18 protein-coding genes are annotated in these 17,711 nt (G+C 39.3%); 11 read left to right on the top strand and 7 right to left on the bottom strand.

Annotated elements, in window-relative coordinates; translation table 11 throughout:
• The first annotated feature begins 52 nt into the window (after nucleotides 1–52).
• Together DCO56_RS26675 and DCO56_RS26670 are read left to right on the top strand one after the other, a co-directional pair.
• On the top strand, nucleotides 53–634 hold the full coding sequence (locus DCO56_RS26675; protein ID WP_104385695.1) for a C40 family peptidase: 582 nt from the start codon (nucleotides 53–55) through the stop codon (nucleotides 632–634).
• 105 nt (nucleotides 635–739) lie between these two features.
• On the top strand, nucleotides 740–1,252 hold the full coding sequence (locus DCO56_RS26670; RefSeq protein ID WP_104385696.1) for a phosphoribosyltransferase family protein: 513 nt from the start codon (nucleotides 740–742) through the stop codon (nucleotides 1,250–1,252).
• Nucleotides 1,253–1,260: 8 nt separating this feature from the next.
• Here DCO56_RS26670 and DCO56_RS26665 read toward each other — a convergent pair whose 3' ends face one another.
• The 5 genes from DCO56_RS26665 to DCO56_RS26645 form a co-directional block, all read right to left on the bottom strand.
• The gene (locus tag DCO56_RS26665; protein WP_108636738.1) at nucleotides 1,261–2,733 is read right to left on the bottom strand and encodes a LysM peptidoglycan-binding domain-containing protein; all 1,473 of its coding nucleotides are present in this window, start codon (nucleotides 2,731–2,733) and stop codon (nucleotides 1,261–1,263) included.
• 183 nt (nucleotides 2,734–2,916) lie between these two features.
• Entirely contained in the window at nucleotides 2,917–3,117 is a 201-nt protein-coding gene (gene tatA, locus DCO56_RS26660; protein ID WP_108636737.1) for a twin-arginine translocase TatA/TatE family subunit, read from the bottom strand.
• A gap of 93 nt (nucleotides 3,118–3,210) precedes the next feature.
• Entirely contained in the window at nucleotides 3,211–4,524 is a 1,314-nt protein-coding gene (locus DCO56_RS26655) for a murein hydrolase activator EnvC family protein (protein ID WP_108636736.1), read from the bottom strand.
• 108 nt (nucleotides 4,525–4,632) lie between these two features.
• On the bottom strand, nucleotides 4,633–5,436 hold the full coding sequence (gene lolB1 / locus DCO56_RS26650; protein WP_108636735.1) for a lipoprotein insertase outer membrane protein LolB1: 804 nt from the start codon (nucleotides 5,434–5,436) through the stop codon (nucleotides 4,633–4,635).
• Complete coding sequence (locus DCO56_RS26645) at nucleotides 5,426–7,147, bottom strand: tetratricopeptide repeat protein (RefSeq protein WP_108636734.1); 1,722 nt, start codon at nucleotides 7,145–7,147, stop codon at nucleotides 5,426–5,428. Before DCO56_RS26645 ends, lolB1 begins: the two co-directional genes overlap by 11 nt.
• Nucleotides 7,148–7,382: 235 nt before the next feature.
• Between DCO56_RS26645 and rplM the strand changes: the two genes are divergently transcribed.
• From rplM to DCO56_RS26615, 6 genes are all read left to right on the top strand, one after another.
• A complete protein-coding gene (rplM, locus tag DCO56_RS26640; protein ID WP_077437655.1) occupies nucleotides 7,383–7,826 on the top strand; it encodes a 50S ribosomal protein L13 in 444 nt (147 codons plus the stop codon).
• Between the two features lie 11 nt (nucleotides 7,827–7,837).
• Entirely contained in the window at nucleotides 7,838–8,224 is a 387-nt protein-coding gene (gene rpsI / locus DCO56_RS26635; protein WP_108636733.1) for a 30S ribosomal protein S9, read from the top strand.
• A gap of 18 nt (nucleotides 8,225–8,242) precedes the next feature.
• A complete protein-coding gene (rpsB, locus tag DCO56_RS26630) occupies nucleotides 8,243–9,040 on the top strand; it encodes a 30S ribosomal protein S2 (protein WP_104385702.1) in 798 nt (265 codons plus the stop codon).
• Nucleotides 9,041–9,238: 198 nt separating this feature from the next.
• Nucleotides 9,239–10,075, top strand: a complete 837-nt coding sequence (tsf, locus tag DCO56_RS26625; protein ID WP_108636732.1) for a translation elongation factor Ts — start codon at nucleotides 9,239–9,241, stop codon at nucleotides 10,073–10,075.
• A gap of 216 nt (nucleotides 10,076–10,291) precedes the next feature.
• The gene (locus DCO56_RS26620) at nucleotides 10,292–11,155 is read left to right on the top strand and encodes an SDR family oxidoreductase (RefSeq protein ID WP_108636892.1); all 864 of its coding nucleotides are present in this window, start codon (nucleotides 10,292–10,294) and stop codon (nucleotides 11,153–11,155) included.
• 189 nt (nucleotides 11,156–11,344) lie between these two features.
• Nucleotides 11,345–12,169: a helix-turn-helix domain-containing protein gene (locus DCO56_RS26615; protein ID WP_108636731.1), complete on the top strand. Its 825-nt coding sequence runs from the start codon at nucleotides 11,345–11,347 to the stop codon at nucleotides 12,167–12,169.
• On the opposite strand, the gene DCO56_RS26610 is transcribed toward DCO56_RS26615, so the two are convergent.
• Nucleotides 12,166–12,426, bottom strand: a complete 261-nt coding sequence (locus tag DCO56_RS26610) for a hypothetical protein (RefSeq protein ID WP_108636730.1) — start codon at nucleotides 12,424–12,426, stop codon at nucleotides 12,166–12,168. The two genes, DCO56_RS26615 and DCO56_RS26610, sit on opposite strands and share 4 nt — an antisense overlap.
• A 205-nt stretch (nucleotides 12,427–12,631) precedes the next feature.
• On the opposite strand from DCO56_RS26610, the gene DCO56_RS26605 reads away from it, so the two are divergent.
• The 3 genes from DCO56_RS26605 to DCO56_RS26595 all read left to right on the top strand — a co-directional run bounded on the left by DCO56_RS26605 (nucleotide 12,632) and on the right by DCO56_RS26595 (nucleotide 15,627).
• Nucleotides 12,632–13,021: a hypothetical protein gene (locus DCO56_RS26605; RefSeq protein WP_108636729.1), complete on the top strand. Its 390-nt coding sequence runs from the start codon at nucleotides 12,632–12,634 to the stop codon at nucleotides 13,019–13,021.
• 148 nt (nucleotides 13,022–13,169) lie between these two features.
• Nucleotides 13,170–13,946 carry an ABC transporter ATP-binding protein gene (locus DCO56_RS26600; RefSeq protein ID WP_108636728.1) on the top strand — a complete coding sequence of 259 codons (777 nt, stop codon included), beginning with the start codon at nucleotides 13,170–13,172 and terminating at the stop codon, nucleotides 13,944–13,946.
• Nucleotide 13,947: 1 nt separating this feature from the next.
• Nucleotides 13,948–15,627 (top strand): hypothetical protein, encoded by a 1,680-nt coding sequence (locus DCO56_RS26595; RefSeq protein ID WP_108636727.1) that lies wholly within the window; start codon nucleotides 13,948–13,950, stop codon nucleotides 15,625–15,627.
• A gap of 54 nt (nucleotides 15,628–15,681) precedes the next feature.
• Here the strand turns inward: DCO56_RS26595 and DCO56_RS26590 are convergent, their stop codons facing one another.
• Nucleotides 15,682–17,598: a peptide-N-glycosidase F-related protein gene (locus DCO56_RS26590; protein ID WP_108636726.1), complete on the bottom strand. Its 1,917-nt coding sequence runs from the start codon at nucleotides 17,596–17,598 to the stop codon at nucleotides 15,682–15,684.
• Between the last annotated feature and the right edge of the window lie 113 nt (nucleotides 17,599–17,711).

The following is a 17,711-nucleotide window of genomic DNA, read 5'->3' as shown; positions in this document are numbered from 1 at the left end:
GATGACAGTATTGAATTTTAAAAAGTTAAATGTTGTACAAAAAAGCGATTTAATGAAAACAAAGAAATTTATAGCATCAATGCTATTTATCGGCTTATGTCTAGTGTCGCAGGCACAAACCAACAGAAACTCCAAACCAGAATCAGATCCTGATAATCTCGCCAAAGAATACTTCTCACAAATCATGGGAGTTGCAGTCTCAGCAACCACAAATACAAAACTTTATCAATTTGTTTACGAATGGCTAGGTACGCCATATCGGTTGGGCGGAGACTCCAAACGAGGTATTGATTGCTCTAAATTTTCTTACGAATTATACGACAAGGTGTTTAACACCTCTTTGGGCTACAACAGCCGTAATCAGTATTCGCAAGTAAAGACTGTAGAAAAGAATGAATTGAAAGCAGGAGATTTGGTATTCTTCAAAATCAGAAGCAGAAGCATCACTCATGTAGGTGTATATATTGGTGATAATAAATTTGCTCATGCTTCGTCCAGCAAGGGTGTTATGATCAGCAACTTGGACGAGCCCTATTGGAGACGCTACTATTATAATGGTGGCCGTTTGCCAGAAGATCATAAATCGCTCACTGCCGAAATATTAAAAGCAGAAAAAGATAATAAACTGAATTAAGGATTCCGTTATCGAGATACAAAAGTCCAAAGCTTTAAACAGCTTTGGACTTTTTTTATACAATTTAATATCCTATTTTTACCCTATAATCATTGAAATACTATTATGTCTTCAAAGAAAACGCTCATCTTAAATAAAGAACAAATAAAACAGAAGTCTATCCGTATTGCCTATCAGATTTTAGAAGACAATTTTGAAGACGAAACACTTGTTTTGGTTGGGATTGCCGATCGGGGTTATGTATTTGCACAACGCCTTCAGGCGATATTAAAGGATATCTCAGACAAGGAAATTCTTTTGATTAAAGTTACCATGAAGAAAACAAGCCGGTCATTGAGTGCGGGCACGGATTTACCTGTTGACATGGCAAAAGACAAAACGATCATCCTGGTGGATGATGTATTAAATAGTGGCAGAGCGCTGGCTTACGGTTTGGGTGTATTCCTGAATGTTCCATTGAAGAAGATGAGAACGGCCGTACTGATCGATAGGAGCCACCACAAATTCCCGATCTTTAGTGACTACTATGGCACTAAATTGTCTACGATCCTAAAAGAACATGTTACGGTTACCCTCGAAGAATTTGATAACGAAGAAGATGCAGCATGGTTGGTATAACCATGTTGCTATTTCTTTGACACTTTCAGTTTCATTCCCGGCTTAATCCGGCTTCCGTTCAGATCATTATCACTTTTTAAGCGGCCAACGGATACACCATTTTTATTGGCTATGTGCGATAAGGTGTCCCCCTTTTTTACGACATAGTATGCTGTACGTGTAGAAGCACGTTGTTGGCTCTTCTTGGCCGATTTCTCAGCGTTATGCGCTAGCCTTGTACTGACATAACTATCTTCCTTCTTGATCGTTAAATTTTGTCCGGGTACAATCTTATTTCCGCGCAAATTATTCCATGATTTTATATCCTGAACAGTAACTTCAAACTTTTCAGCGATGGAAGCGAATGTTTCCCCTACTTTGACCTTGTATTTTCCACCTTTTAAAAGCTCGGCAGGCTCGCTGGTGCCAGCGCTATTCGTCGTTGTTATCGCAGCAGGAATAGGTGTATTAAGTGCAGCGTAAAGTTCTTCGGTCGCTATTTTCTTATCCAATACAGGCAATACCAATCTTAGAGGAGTTTCTTCCGTACCATTTAAAATATTCTTTTTAAAGCTCGGATTTAGCGCACGGAGTGTTTCTTTGGATACATTCATCACTTCCGCGATCTGGTTTAACGAGATCCGTTTATTGACGTCTAATGCTTGAGTTCGTAGAGAAAGCTCAGTATCAGCGGCATTTATGTTGTTTTCCTCTGCATATTTCATCGCATAAGTCATGGCGATGAATTTGGGAATATAATTTTGGGTTTGTTGAGTAAGATAGGGGGCAATATCCCAAAAGGTAGGCTTTTCTTTACCCGATCGTTGAATTGCCCTGCCCACAGCACCTTTTCCGCCATTGTAGGATGCGATTGCCAAAAGCCAGTCACCATATTGGTCATAGGCCTCTTTCAGTATCTTCGCGATCGCATAACTCGAAGCAATTGGATCCATGCGTTGGTCGGTATAACTATCAACAGTCAAGTTATAGGTCTTTGCTTCATAATACATCAGCTGCCACAGCCCTGTAGCACCGGCGCTCGAAATATCCCTGGGGTTCAACGACGATTCGACCACACTGAGGTATTTCAGTTCCCTAGGTACACCAACTTCATCCAGAATACGATCAAACATTGGAAAGTAATACTGGCCAAGTCCCATCATTCTACACATATATGGATTGTAATTATCAGAGGTGTATTTGGAGATCAGATCTTTTACCCGTGGAGAGTAATCTAAAGGTATTTCCCGCTCTATTGCTTTGAGTTTGCGAACAAGTTGTATTTCTTCATCGGTAATGGTAGCATCATCATTTCGACTATTCCCTGAAGATTTAACACTGTCTAAGTATTGATAAATCTCGTGTTTTTCTTTTTCAATCCTTCCTTGGATGATTTGATGCGTGGCTTCTCTCATGCCTTCCACAGCGCCTTCTTGAGCCATGAGCGGTAGCACATAGCACACCCCTCCTAGTATTGAAATTAACGTCTGTTTTCCGATCATAAATTTACTGTTAAATCCAGGTTCGATTTTTTCTCTTAAAAAATCAACAATAATCTAAACGTTTAGAAATGGATTTTAGTATAAAAATGGTTCTGGCCTATTCAGCTATAGGTCCAGGATAAAACAAAATACGATTTTGTTCAACACAAAATCGTATCTATATTACTAGGGACGTGATCTCCCTTATTTGGTATTATCTTCTACTTCGGATTTTTTTTCAGGGGAAGACTCATCTTTTTGGCCTTCTTTGAATTCCTTCACGCCCTTACCCAATCCGCGCATCAATTCAGGAATCTTCTTGCCACCAAATAATAGTAACAATATTACTACAATGATAATTAACTCCTGCCCCCCGATTCCCATGATTAATAATGATGTTGACATAACTATAATTTCTTGTTTTTCAATTCTTTTAAACTAAATCTTTTCTCTCTCCTTACAAATGTAATGATAATTATTAAATATAGTAATTATTTCTTATCTCGCCAACCAGGACATCGGGTTCAGCGGGGTTGACCCCTGATAAACAGAAAAGTCTACCATTGGTACGCCCGTATCTGAATCCACATCCGCCGTACCTATTGTTTGACCTGTACTTACCTTTTGCCCTTTAGAAACACTTACACTACCTAAATTATTATATACTGTAAAGTACTCACCGTGTTTGATCATCACAATACGTTGTCCATACATCGTCAACACACTACTTACCTCACCTGCAAAAACAGCTTTGACAGCAGCGCCAGTGGAGGTTTGAATTTTCACGGATTCGTGATCCCAGTTTACATTTCTACCAACACTTTCTCCACCAAAGCCCTGCATGACCTTCGCATTGGAAACTGGCCAAGGCAAGCTGCCACGGTTAGATCTAAAATCGTTGGAAAGCCTGATCGCCTCTGGTGTGCTACGCAAGACCTCAGAATCTGATTTACGCGCGGTATTGCCACTCTTTGTATTCGCATTGTTTTTACCTTTCGACGCATTTGCTGATTCATTGGCTTTCCGATTACGCGCAGCGGCAGCCTCAGCGGCACGACGGGCAGCTTCTGCACGCCTTCTTTCAGCTTCAATTTCCCTTCTTATGATTTCTTTGATCGCTGCATTGATACGACGCTCCTCTTTTTGCTTTTGCGTAATATCTTTCTTCACACCACGTTCCGTAACAATAAGTTCACTCAGTTGCCCAGAGTAAACAGAGCGCTGTTGAGCGATGGTTCGCTTCTCATTTTCTTGCTCCTTCATAAGTGCTACCTGTTTATTTCGGTCAGCCTTCAACTGCGCAATTTTTTGCTCGATCTGTTTCTTTGTATTCTCAATATCAGCGGCCTTCAATTTTCGGGAATCATTAAATTGCTGCAAATATTTTACACGTCTAAATCCTTGGTTAAAATCTTTGGAAGCAAAAATAAACATCAACTTATTGTAGGCATTACGGTTACGGAAAGCGAACATGACCATTTTTTCATAATCACGTTTCATTTTTTCCAGTTCAGCTTTCAATTTGTTAACTGCAGCTGTATTGGCATTGATGTGTTTATTGATTACTGCTACTTCAGAAGTAATTGTATTTATCTTTTGTTCACGTAAGTTGATTTGCTTACTCAACGCTGTCACCTGTTGTTGTGTCAACGATTTTTCCTTGGCAATTTCTTTAACAGTTTTCTGCAATTCAGCAATTTCACGATTGAGTTTCTCCCGTTGCTTTTCCAGCTCAGCCCTTGTCTGGGCCGCAGAAATACCAATCATCAAAATGAATGCTACTATACCAAATATCGTTTTCTTAAAGTTCATTTACAGTACTATTTATTTCGTATTTACCCCTTTCCCAGCTCCATTATATTCATCTACACTAGCAAACTAAATGCGAAAGTAATAAATCTAACGGAAATAGATCACTTCTTATCGGATTACTTTATATCGCGATGACACTGAAAAAGGCATTTCAACAGGTTCATTAAACGTAACTTTGTTAAAATTAATTTCTGTTTTTATCTCCTGACGTCCATCGGAGATAATCACTTTTAACAGCATCGGAAATTCCTGTCCGGAAGCCATTGCATATTCACCATAGTTTGCTTCGAGCAACTGTTTCTTCGACAACTGTGACAACCGGAACTGGTAAGGCCGATTGTTATTGTTCAATTGATATAGAAAATCAAGCTCATTCAATTTTCCGTCCAATTGTACAGAATTCGGATCCTGCTGAAAGTTCACTGCATCAATATCCGACAAGAGGTTAACAGACAGATTAGCCAATAATAAATCCTGTAGATTAGCAAAAGTAAGATCCGGACTGGCAAAACGGTATAGGTAATCAAATGGTTTGACCATATATTCGCTCTGAAACTTATTCAGGATCTGCACACTATCTGGTGTTATTAACACACGAGCGACTTCGATCCCGAGGGTTGCTGATATCGAAATCCAGATTTTCTTATCTTTTTCAATCCGGATATTAGAGGTGACATCGAAGTTATCCTTACCAAGGTCGAGCCGCATTTTTGCTTTTCCTGAAAAGGTCGAGTAATTTAAATTGGTCAAAAAGAGATTACGCAAAGTCGTTTTCTTTGCCTCCCGTGTATCGTCTTTGATGACCAGTTCATTCTCTGATTTGAGATCCGCTCCTTTCAGCAGTTTCTTTTTTGAGCTACAGGAAGAAAGCAGAAGTACCAGAATACCTACCCAAACAATTTTATTCCACATAACTTTTAGTCTCAATCTTCTTTTTTAGTTTCTGTTTACTTTCTTCAGAATCCATTCCTTTTTCCAATGCCAGACTCCACTGCTTTACCGCTTCTGTCGTCTTACCGAGCTTAACCAAAATATCTCCATAATGTTCCAGTAACACTGCAGTCTGCGGATTTGTATTTTTTAGCGCCTTTTGAATCCAGACTAACGCATCCTCATATTTACCGTCGGCAAACAAGACCCAGGCATAAGTATCCTCAAATGTACCGTTATTAGGCTGCATTGCTGTAGCCATAGCAGCGTACTTTGTCGCTTCATCAAGTCGTTCTTTTCTTAACGATAAATAGTACGCTAAATTGTTCATGGCCGTCACATTTGTGCTATCCAGTCGAATCGCTTCCATATAAGCTGCATCCGATTCTTTATACATCTTCAATGTATTGTAGATATCGCCCAGCCCACCGTAGATATTGGCTTGTAAAAAAGGAGTTTCATCCTGGGCATTATTTAATGCAGCCTCCATAAACTTGCGACTATTCTCTGTATCCTTCTTCATCAGATAAGCCATGCTGGTGAAATAGAGTATGGTCGGATTATTGGCCACATAATGCAGGGCTTCACCACCATGGGCAATGGCTTGATCAAACTCGCCCTTATCCATATCCAGGCTCATTAACATCCGCCAAGCATCGATCTGGTAAGAATTCATAGTTACGGCAACAGCCAAGGAACTTTGCGCCGCCGTTTTATCTTCGTTGAGCCACAATACCTGTCCTTTGGCCATGTGACTTTCCGCAATTCGCGGATGGACCTCAACTAAGATATTAGCCAACTCCAAAAGCTGCGCATTTGTGTAGGGGCTTTTTGGCCCCAACAAAGTCATAATGATTCTATTTTTATCACCAAAATCAATCTTTTTAGATTGAAAGCCTTTTTTTAAGGCATCGAACGATAATTTGGTCTTTTTATCAAAGCGGTACAGATCTGCTAAATCAAAATAAAGAAAATCTTCCTGTGAAGTTTGAATTCCTTTATTGATATACTCTAGGGCAAGTTTTGAGTTTTTGGAAAGATTATAAGCCTGCGCCAGTTGCCCATATACTTGGGCCAATTTGGTTCCATTGTCAGCCCAGGGTTTCAAAAGGTCGATTACCGCCTTGTGATTACCGGCATCGTTCAACAGCACACTACCCACCATATCCAATGTATCGGAAGCAGATTCAATTTCCTTTGTTTTATAAAAATACTCCAACGCGACGTCTTTATGTCCTCCGTTAAAAAGTAGCATAATTCGTTCACGCTTTAATGAAGCCGTATTATTATCATCTAAATCAATCAATTTATCCAAATAGATCAATGCACTATCTGCATCATTTTTGCTTTTGAATGCATCTACGGCGAAGCTGAGGTACTCGGGTTTTGGTTCAATTTCCAACGCGGCTTTTATTGCATCAATCGCGCCGTCCTGATTTCTCATTTGGGCAAAAAGGATCGCTTTTGTAAAATAGATATCATCTGCTTTGGGATAATCTGCGAGTATAGCATCCAATGAATCCACGCCTGGACCAATTTTCCCTTGCTTTAATATCTCTTGTACATTTTTGAGTCGTGCATCATAAGGTCTACTTTTTTTCTCCAATGATTGCCCCTGCAAAGCGCTGACAGTACCAAAGAGAAATCCAACAAAACTTAAAATAACACGCTTATTTAAAAAAGTCAATCTCATCTACTTCCACTAAATAATTAAAAATTCTTCCTGCAATATACTAACTAATGTAACAATATTCATTCGCGTAAGTTGTAAAAATATTGAGATTAGCCCAGTCCGCAAGAAACTTGGCTCGTTTTCAATAAAATAAGTGAAATAGATTTTAAAATATAGAATAATAGATGTACCTTTGCAGACCCTTGTGATAAGGGGAAGATAAATAAAATTTTACAAATTATTTAAACAAAAGCAAGTGAATACGTTAAGTTACAAAACTGTCTCTGCCAACAAGAACACCGTTAACAAAGAGTGGATCGTTGTTGACGCTGAAGGAGAGATTTTGGGGCGTTTGGCGAGCAACATCGCGAAGGTAATTCGTGGTAAGCACAAGCCTACATTCACCCCACACGTAGACTGTGGAGATAACGTTATTGTTATCAATGCAGACAAAATTAGATTGACAGGAAACAAATTAGGCGACAAAGTTTACGTACGCTACACTGGATATCCAGGTGGTCAACGTTTCGTTTCTCCTAAAGAGTTAATGGCTAAATTCCCTGAACGCATCATTGAGAAAGCTGTTCGTGGTATGCTTCCTAAAAACCGTTTAGGTCGTCAATTGTTTAAGAACCTTTACGTTTATGCTGGTACTGAGCACAAGCATGAAGCACAAAATCCAAAACCAGTTAAATTTTAAGGAGAATCGACATGTCAACAACTAACACTTCAGGAAGAAGAAAAACTGCTGTTGCCCGCATTTACTTAACTGCTGGTAGCGGAAACATTGTTATAAACGGTAAAGACTACAAAGAGTATTTCCCAACATTACCTTTGCAATACATCGCTACACAATCATTAGGCGTAGCGGGTGAATTAGCAAACTTTGATGTAAAAGTAAACGTTAACGGAGGTGGTGTTAAAGGTCAAGCAGAAGCTGTTCGTCTAGCGATCGCAAAAGCTTTGGTTGAGCTTAACCCAGAAGTTAAACCTGCATTACGCGCTAAAGGTTTAGTAACACGTGATGACCGTATGGTTGAGCGTAAGAAACCAGGACGTCGTAAAGCTCGTAGAAGATTCCAATTCAGTAAACGTTAATCAAAGGAGGATCAAAAAATGGCAAGAACTACTTATCAAGATTTATTGGATGCAGGTGTGCACTTTGGTCACCTTACACGTAAATGGGATCCGAAAATGGCTAAGTACATTTTCATGGAGCGCAACGGTATCCACATCATTGACTTGAACAAAACTCTTACGAAATTAGAAGAAGCTGCTTCAGCTATTAAACAAATCGTAAAATCAGGTCGTAAAGTTTTATTCGTAGCAACGAAAAAACAAGCAAAAGAAATCATCGCACAGCAAGCTAAAGAGGTTAATATGCCTTTCGTTACTGAGCGTTGGTTAGGTGGTATGCTTACTAACTTCGCTACAGTTCGTAAGTCTATCAAAAAAATGTCTAACATCGACAAAATGCAAAAAGACGGTACTTATGATGTATTGTCTAAGAAAGAAAAGTTGATGATTCAACGTGAGCGTATCAAATTAGAAAACCTTTTAGGAGGTATCGCTGATTTGAACCGTTTGCCAGCTGCTTTATTCATCATTGATGTGAAAAAGGAACACATCGCTGTTTCTGAAGCAATGAAATTGAACATCCCTACTTTCGCGATGGTAGATACAAACTCTGATCCTTCAAACATTGATTTCCCAATCCCTGCGAATGATGACGCTAGTAAATCTATTAGCTTAATCGCAAGCATTATTGGTCAAGCAATCCAAGAAGGTTTGGACGAGCGCAAACGCGACAAAGAAGAAGAAGCTGAAAAAGATGCTGCTGCTGCTAAAGCAAAAGTTGACAATAGTGAAGCTTCAGAAGCTAAACGTCCTCGCAAAGCGAAAGACGGAGAATAATATTTTTATTCCAAACCGGATAGCGTAGCGTTAGTTTCTGGAAAAGATTACTTTTCTTGAACTAGCCTATCTGTCCGGTTTTTTGGTTTAACAACACTTGATGATCAAGGAATGTTAAACTTCATATTAGCTTAACATGCTTTAAGTTAATATTGTATAATATTTTCAGTAGTAAACAATAATAAAAAGAAATAAAACATGTCAGTACAAATTTCTGCATCAGATGTAAACAAATTGCGTCAACAAACTGGCGCTGGTATGATGGATTGTAAAAAAGCTTTGGTTGAGTCTAATGGTGACTTTGAAGCTGCTGTAGATTACTTGCGCAAAAAAGGTGCTAAGGTAGCTGCTAGCCGTCAGGATCGCGACTCTAACGAAGGCGTTATCATCGCTAAAGCAACTGCTGATGGTAAATCAGGTATCGTAGTTGAAGTAAACTGTGAAACTGACTTCGTAGCTAAAAACTCAGATTTCGTAGCTTTCGCAGAAAAAATCGCAGACCTAGCATTGAACAACAAACCAGCTTCTTTGGAAGAATTAAAAGGTTTGGAACTTGATGGCAAGAAAATCGCTGATGCTTTGATTGAGCAAACTGGTGTAATCGGAGAGAAAATTGACGTTTCTAAATACGAAACAATCTCTGCTGAGAAAGTAATCGCTTATATCCACGGTAACTACCGCTTAGGTGTATTAGTAGGTCTTTCTGCTGATGCAGCTGGTGCTGAAGAAGCAGGTAAAGATGTTGCAATGCAAATCGCTGCAATGAACCCTATTGCAATTGATAAAGATGGTGTTGATCAAAACACAATTGAGCGTGAAATCGCTATCGCGAAAGAACAAATCATTGCTGAAGGAAAACCAGCAGATATGGCTGAGAAAATCGCTCAAGGTAAATTGAATAAATTCTTCAAAGACACGACTTTGTTGAACCAAGAATTTGTAAAAGATTCTTCTAAAAATATCGCTCAATTCTTGGATTCAGTTTCTAAAGGATTAACAGTAACTGCTTTCAAACGCGTACAATTAGGCGCATAAGCCAGTTCCCTTTCTAGCAATAGATCGGTAAAATAAAAATAGGGATTATTCACAAAATAGTCCCTGTTTTTATATATAGAGGCTCACCCCTTACAAGTCCATCTCCTTATCAATTGCTATCAGCCTTTCGTGTTTCCCTGTCTTTCAGCTACCGCTTTTTTTTTCATTCAAATTTATGTAACTTAATCATACATAAAAATGAAATAAGATATGGGCATGCTAAAAGAAGATTCACTAAAAGGCAAACGCATTTTAATTACCGGCGGCGGTACCGGGCTAGGAAAAGCGATGACTGATTATTTCTTGGAGTTAGGTGCTTCCTGCCTGATCAGCAGCCGAAAGGATGATGTGATTCAACATACAGCAAGAGAATTGTCCGACAAACATCAAGGCAAATGCCTAGCCATAGCCGGCGATGTGCGGAATTATGAAGATGTAGAACGTGTAGTTGCTTACGGATATGAACAACTGGGCGGGATAGACATCTTAATCAACAACGCTGCCGGTAACTTTATATCCCCCACCGAACGCCTGAGTCATCGTGCTTTTGAGTCCGTCATTGGAATCGTTCTTCAGGGAAGTATAAATTATACATTGGCCCTGGGCAAACGCTGGATCGAAAATAAGGATCAAAACAAAACGGTGCTCAGTATCGTAACCACCTATGCCTGGACGGGTTCAGGATACGTTGTTCCTTCGGCTACAGCCAAGGCCGGTGTCTTAGCCATGACAAGATCTCTCGCTGTCGAATGGGGCAAAAAAGGGATACGTTTAAACGCTATTGCCCCGGGGCCGTTTCAGACTTCCGGCGCTATGGAGCGCTTGCTTCCGGGCGAGTTGGGTGAGCTTTTATCGCCGACCAAACGGATACCCCTCGGACGTCTAGGTCAATTAGACGAACTGGCAAATCTCGCCGCCTATCTGGTATCTGACTATTCGAGCTACATCAATGGCGATGTGATAACAATAGATGGTGGAGAATGGTTAAAAGGCGCAGGGGAGTTTAACGGTCTGGATATTATTCCCGAAGAACAATGGGACAACATTGAGAAAATGACGCGAAATGCAAAAAGTACCTAGTGATTTCCCTATTTCAAGAAAAATCTATTGTTTTCTGTAAAAATCAACGGATATAACGCCAAAATAACGATATTTGGCTCTTCGATTCAGCTGGATATACAGAATATATTGGCATACACTAGACAGCTAAAGAACTATCATGGCATTCTGATTCATCAACAATTATAAAATAAAAGTTACATACGTCTAATGAGTTTATCCTTCCTACCCGAAAAAATCAAACATAAACAAAAGATAAATCTGCACGAATTAGGCTTTGATTTTGCCTTAGTTTATATCTCGGAAGGTCTCTTGGTATCGAAAAATACCGGAGCTAAATTTCTTAAAGAAAATTTACTTTTTCTGAACACTGGTTCAGAAATACTTGAAAGTAAGAAAGATTCAAGTGTATTTATTTTATATTTTTCAAGTCACTACTTCAAAGATCTGCATCATATACAGCAAAATTTTTGTCTGTCCCACAATCCACAGCATATTTTCAATTCGGTAACATTACTAAATAAAAGCCTGTCCCTAAAAAAAGAAAACCGCAAGATAATCGAAAAAATCTTGTCGCTGATTTATCAACAGGCGGAATCTGAAGATGCGGCAACTTCCACATTTATCTTTCATCAAGTGATGTCGCTGTTTGCATTCATTGAAAATATATTAAAGGAACTGAACCTAACGGTCAATGAGTCCCGCGAAATGTCTGAGGAATTAGAGGCCTATATTCAACAGAACATCTATTTCCCTGACAAACTACAAATTAAAAATATAGCAGATCATTTTCAGATTTCAGCTAATTACTTTGGTGCTTTTTTTAAGAAAAGACAGCAGAAAAGCTACAAACTATACATTGATGATATCCGTATCCAACTTATTGAAGACAGGTTAGCGTCTAGCCAATACACAATGAAACAGATTGTAGATGAACTAGGCTTTAATGACGAAAGCCACCTCACCAACTTTTATAAGAAAAAAAGAAATACAACCCCAAGCGCTTACAAAAGATCGAAGAAAGGATCTAGCTAATGATCAAGCTGAATGATTCCATTGAGGTCATTGTTCAATGACCGTTGTATTGCTTCGTCTAAAACCAATATCTTCTGTCCTTGAACTGTCTGCTCTGCCTCGCTATTGGTATTTGCCGGCGTGGAATTGAACGACTCCATTTTCATGGGAAAATAAATTGGGTTCTCATCTTCCGAACGCCCGATAGTCAACAGGATATTATACCCCTGTAGACGTAAACTCTGTAATGTCTGATAATTTAAACGCTTGAAAATCATAGTGGCCAAGATTTACTGTTTTTAATTAAACATTATTGTTCTCAATTTGTTTGCTTTATCAGGATAAATTTTACGTTTTTATGGCAGTTACTTCAAAGCCATTTTCGGGGTAAAAAAAACAATGCATTTTCCTAATTATCAACATTAATTTTTAAAACTTTTTATCTTCTGGCCTGTTTTATTACTGTAGATAAATCATAAGATTATGGCTGGCACAGAACACAAAAAAACGAAGGGAAAGGTCGAATCGGATTATCCAGATTCAGATCAAAACTTAGCTTATAATGAAGAGCTGGAAAGTTATGAACTGGATGTAGATGATAATGATCCGGATTATGATCATCCGGCAGATTATGATACACTATCTGAAGGGGCAATAGACGATGATTCCAGTTATGACGATTCCAACCCTTTTGTAGGCGATGAGTATGCAGATCGCGAAGATTTGGAGGAAGAGGATCTCGAGGATGCACATATGCGTATAGATACCTTCAAACATGACCGTTTATCCCCGTTGGATAAAAAATTGGCCGAGAACGAAGAAGATTTGAGAGCGGATCTTGATGAAGAGGGATATCCAAAAAATGATAGGTAGTTTTCCGATTATAAAGTAGTTTTGAAAGGAGTCTTAGGACTCCTTTTTTTGTATATTACATTTTTGCAAAGAAATATGGGATTCAGCATTCAAATAAAGTGTGTAACTCTGTATTTTTATGTAAGTTTATGTTGAAAGATTTAAATACATGGAAAGTACCTTACCGCTCATTCGTATTATTGACCTAAAAAAATCATACGGAACTAAAGAAATTTTAAAAGGAATCAATCTGGATATATTTCCGGGCCAGGTCATCGGTTATATAGGCCCCAATGGGGCAGGAAAATCCACGACAGTCAAGATCTTGACCGGCTTGATCGAAGATTTTACTGGTCAGGTCGAAATCAAAGGTATCGATATTCAAAAAGATCCTCTTTCGATAAAATCCCAGCTCGGATACGTCCCCGAAAATGCAGAGCTGTACGAAGTCCTGACTCCGATGGAATACCTTGATTTTGTCGGAAAATTATATGGTATGGAAGACGATACAATTCAAGAGCGTTCCTTAAAATTATTAAGTGCATTTGGCCTGGCCGCAAATGCTACGAGTAGAATGGATACCTTTTCAAAAGGCATGCGTCAAAAAGTGCTTTTGATATCTGGCATTATCCATAATCCACAAATTATCATCCTGGATGAGCCCCTGTCCGGACTCGATGCCAACGCGGTGATTTTTGTAAAAGAACTCATATCACTGCTGGCCAAAGAAGGTAAAACTATTTTTTACTGTTCCCACATGATGGACGTCGTTGAAAAAGTTTCCGATAGAATCCTGTTGATCAATCAGGGAAGTATCATTGCCGATGGTACTATCAATGAACTGAAGTCGGATCCCAATGAATCACTCGAACACATATTCGCAAAATTAACCAATACCGATAACGGTGCATTGGATGCATCTAACATCATTAGCGCTATTCAATAATATGGAAAAATTTATCTTACGATTTATTCTTCTGTTTAAGGGTGCCTGGGAAAGCCTGGGTGTTAACTATACGCAGTTTAAAATTATTTTAGAAACAAAAGTTACCTTAGATAATAGAAAACCGATTACATTTAAGAAACGGAATGCCGGGAAATCCTCATCGTCCACCTCCATTATACAATTTATTATGTATATGATCATTGGCTTGATGTTCATGGTTATTCTCATCCTCATTCCAGATCGTTACTTAGCACTTTCCATTATGTTACTCTGTTTTACCAGCATGCTCAGCATTACATTGGTATCAGACTTTTCACCTATACTTTTAGACACTCGGGACCAGTACATTATTATGCCCAAGCCTGTTAGCGATAGGACCGTGGCTTTATCGCGAATAACATTTATCGCCATTAAGCTTTTCAATCAGATTATTGCATTATGCCTACCAGTAGTGGTTTATGTCTCATTTAACTGGGATATTACGAGTATTTTTCTATTGATTCTACAACTTCTATTGAGTACACTGATTGCCCTGGTTTTCGTTAACGGGTTCTATATGATCAGCATCAAATATCTCCCCATCCAAAAATTTAAGGATATTATTGCCTATATACAGATCGGACTTTCATTGGTCATTTTTCTAGCCTATTATCTTGGTCCCAATCTGATTCAAACAATCGTTGAGTCACAGCTGACAATTGAACAACTTAAATTTCTATGGATATTTCCCAGTACTTGGATCGCCTCTTTTCAGTCCTTGCTTCAGGGCAACCATAGCCTACAGTCCATTATATTTTCCCTTTTGGGCTTAGTTGTTCCTTTCTTTGGTGTTTATGCTTGTACAAAATTATTTTCCAAAGGTTTTAATGCCAAAATAGCCGCTCTTGCAAGTGGTGATACACCTTTATCTGAAACCGATCAGGCAATTTCACACACCAATACAGGACGACCATTCTATAAAAAATTGGGAGCCGGCGTATGCTCATCTCCGCTCGAAGAGGCTGGATTTAGTATTGTATGGCTTATAAGTGCAAAAACAAGAGAATTTAAACAGCAGCTCTATCCATCCTTAGCTTATCTGCCCATCTATTTTATATTCCTGTTTTTACGGACCGGTGAGGGGCTGCCATTTGTAGAGAAGCTGACCAAGCTAAGAGAATCGGGCTTATATATCATTATGTTTTATCTATCGCTGCTAACCATTTTAACAGTATTTCAGCTGATCACGCAGAGCAATAAATATAAAGCAGCCTGGATCTACTATGTTGCTCCAATGAACTGTCCGGGTCAATTTATGACAGGGGTACTTAAAGCCTGTCTCATTAAATATGTACTGCCATTTAATCTCTTATTTCTCTGTATCTGTGTTCCATTATTCGGCATCGGTTCGATTAATGATTTATTGCTATCCTCAGCTGTCGGTGGGATAGAAAGTATTCTAATCATGCTCTTTCTGGTCAAAAATTATCCTTTTTCCAAAGCGAGTCAGTCCAGTTCCAAAGCGCTGGTCAATTTATTGATTTTAGGCTTGTTGGGACTTTTAGGTTATCTCCATAAAGTGATTTTTCAATATGAACTTTTGGTATGGGGTTTAGCGGCGCTTGGCTGGTTATTATTTTTTATTATGCTCAAATATCTCCAAAAAGACGATTGGAAAAGCCTCGCCTTTGATGACAATTAAGCAATTACATGAATACACAGGCTCCAATAGACAGAACCTGTGTATTTTTCACCATTACTTTTTATTGATCCGCCCCTTAAACCGGCTGATACCATCCATAAAAGCTTCGACAATTATCCTTCCTTTAGGAAGATGATTAAGATCGTAGTTGAACACGGCATCCTTAACAGCTTTATATTCGTGCTTTTGCCACTGCACACCGTCAACTGTTATCCGCACGGTCATATCGCTCAGCTTATTCGATACCACACTTAATTGCGTTTGATCAACCACAGATCTTGGATACAGGGAAAATGCATAACGAGCCTTTGTTGTATCCATTTCAAAACCCGAAACAGCCTTAAAGCTAAACATTTCTCCTATTCCACAATCACTTTCAAATGCATGAATAAGATTTCCTTTCAGATCAAAAACGCGAAGATAACCATCTCCTTTTTCGGGTTGTGCCCAAAACTGCAGTCCATTTCCAGCCGTATCTATCAGGCGAAAAGAGTAGTTGCCTTCAGCAATGCGTATCGTATCAGTATAAAGTGTGAGGGCAGTCAACTGTGCTGCTTTCTTTTGAAAAATTGTATCTTGCCGAGCATTCATTAAAAAAATACTGTTGTCTTGAGGTGTTTTATTTGTAAGAAATTTCACAACAAATTCATTGGGAAATTTCTCTGGGGCCGTAAAAAAAGCTTTCATTTCATTGTCTTCCGACCATGCATCTTTCTTACCGTTCGGTTTGACAAGTTCTACATGAAAGACATTTTCACCGTCTTTTTCCTGAATTTCCCCGGGTAGCAACACATCTGCCACTTGATTAAAAGAAAGTTCTCCCCTCCAATGAAATGTTTTGGAAGGAAAGCCTTTAGTGCCGTACACTATTGTAAGCGAATGCAATGGATCCGCCCCGAGATTTCTAAAAGATATCCTTGGGCCAGAACTGGCTGGATTTAATCTTGAAAAACGTTGTTCGTCGTTTGGTACCATAATAGATTCGACGGCTACATCTATTTTTTGCTTGGGTTTCGAATAATGAAACAAATAAGCTGAGATATTTTCAACCGCCTGTATATTATCAGCGGCAGTATAGGGTTCCATGCGCAAAGCTGCAGTATGCCGTCCCGGCTTTGTGAATACATCAATTACATCGGGTTGCTGCAGATCACCCGGACACCAATACGCCCGATCAAAGATCCAGGTCCCGCCTTGTGGGTATAAAGGGTTATCGCCACACTTTTTCCACATATCCCGTAGGTCAACAACCTTTCCATCGAGCATGAGTTTACGCCATCGCGTACAAAACTCACTGCAACCACGAGGCTTGTCCATACCATGTCCAGTATGCTGAATACGTATCCGGCTTAAAGCCGCATGCCTCAGCGATTCGTAAGTCACCGGCGTTAAATTCTCTTCTATCTTCTCGTTGGGATCACCGTATTTATAGGCCCTGTTCCACAAAGGTGTTACACCCAGAGGAGTAACAACTGGAGGACCCGATAGAATTTCAAAATCTATGCTAAGTGCCCAACCTACAGTTTTATCCTCAAAACCCGAGTGTACATATACAATCTCAACACTATCCCGCAAAAAAGGGGCAAAGTCAGTCACATCTACCTGCCACTTCCAGTTCCACCCCTTGTTGTAAATGCTCCCATAAGGCGTAAGCATCCGGCCCAATTCGTAGTTGAGCTCCTCTCCTTTCGCTCCTCCTTTACGTCTCAATAGGATATGATCCAGATAATCCCAATGTGCTGTGTTCAAGCTATCAGGACTTCCCAAAGTGACATGCATAGTTATTTTTCTTACAGGGTATTCGGCCTGAGGAAATACGCCCCATGCAGGATAAGGATTTGCACCTTTAGAAGCATCACAAATAACAGTACTACGATTGTGCGTGACAACATGGGTTATTGCTTGCTTTTGCGCAATAGCATGAAAACTGATGATAAGCCACACCAGAATAAGAATAGGTCTGAAGTTCATTATAGTAATAGAATAAAAGGTAAGAAACGGTCCCTCTTGACTTAAGGGGGATTGTCAGGATTATTCCAAAAATTTATTCAAAAAAAAGGAAAGTCTGAATATAGACTTTCCTT

Source organism: Sphingobacterium athyrii (assembly GCF_003071065.1).
Lineage (GTDB): Bacteria > Bacteroidota > Bacteroidia > Sphingobacteriales > Sphingobacteriaceae > Sphingobacterium > Sphingobacterium athyrii.
Note: the sequence above shows the minus strand (reverse complement) of the source record. Positions and strands in the feature narration are given on the sequence as shown.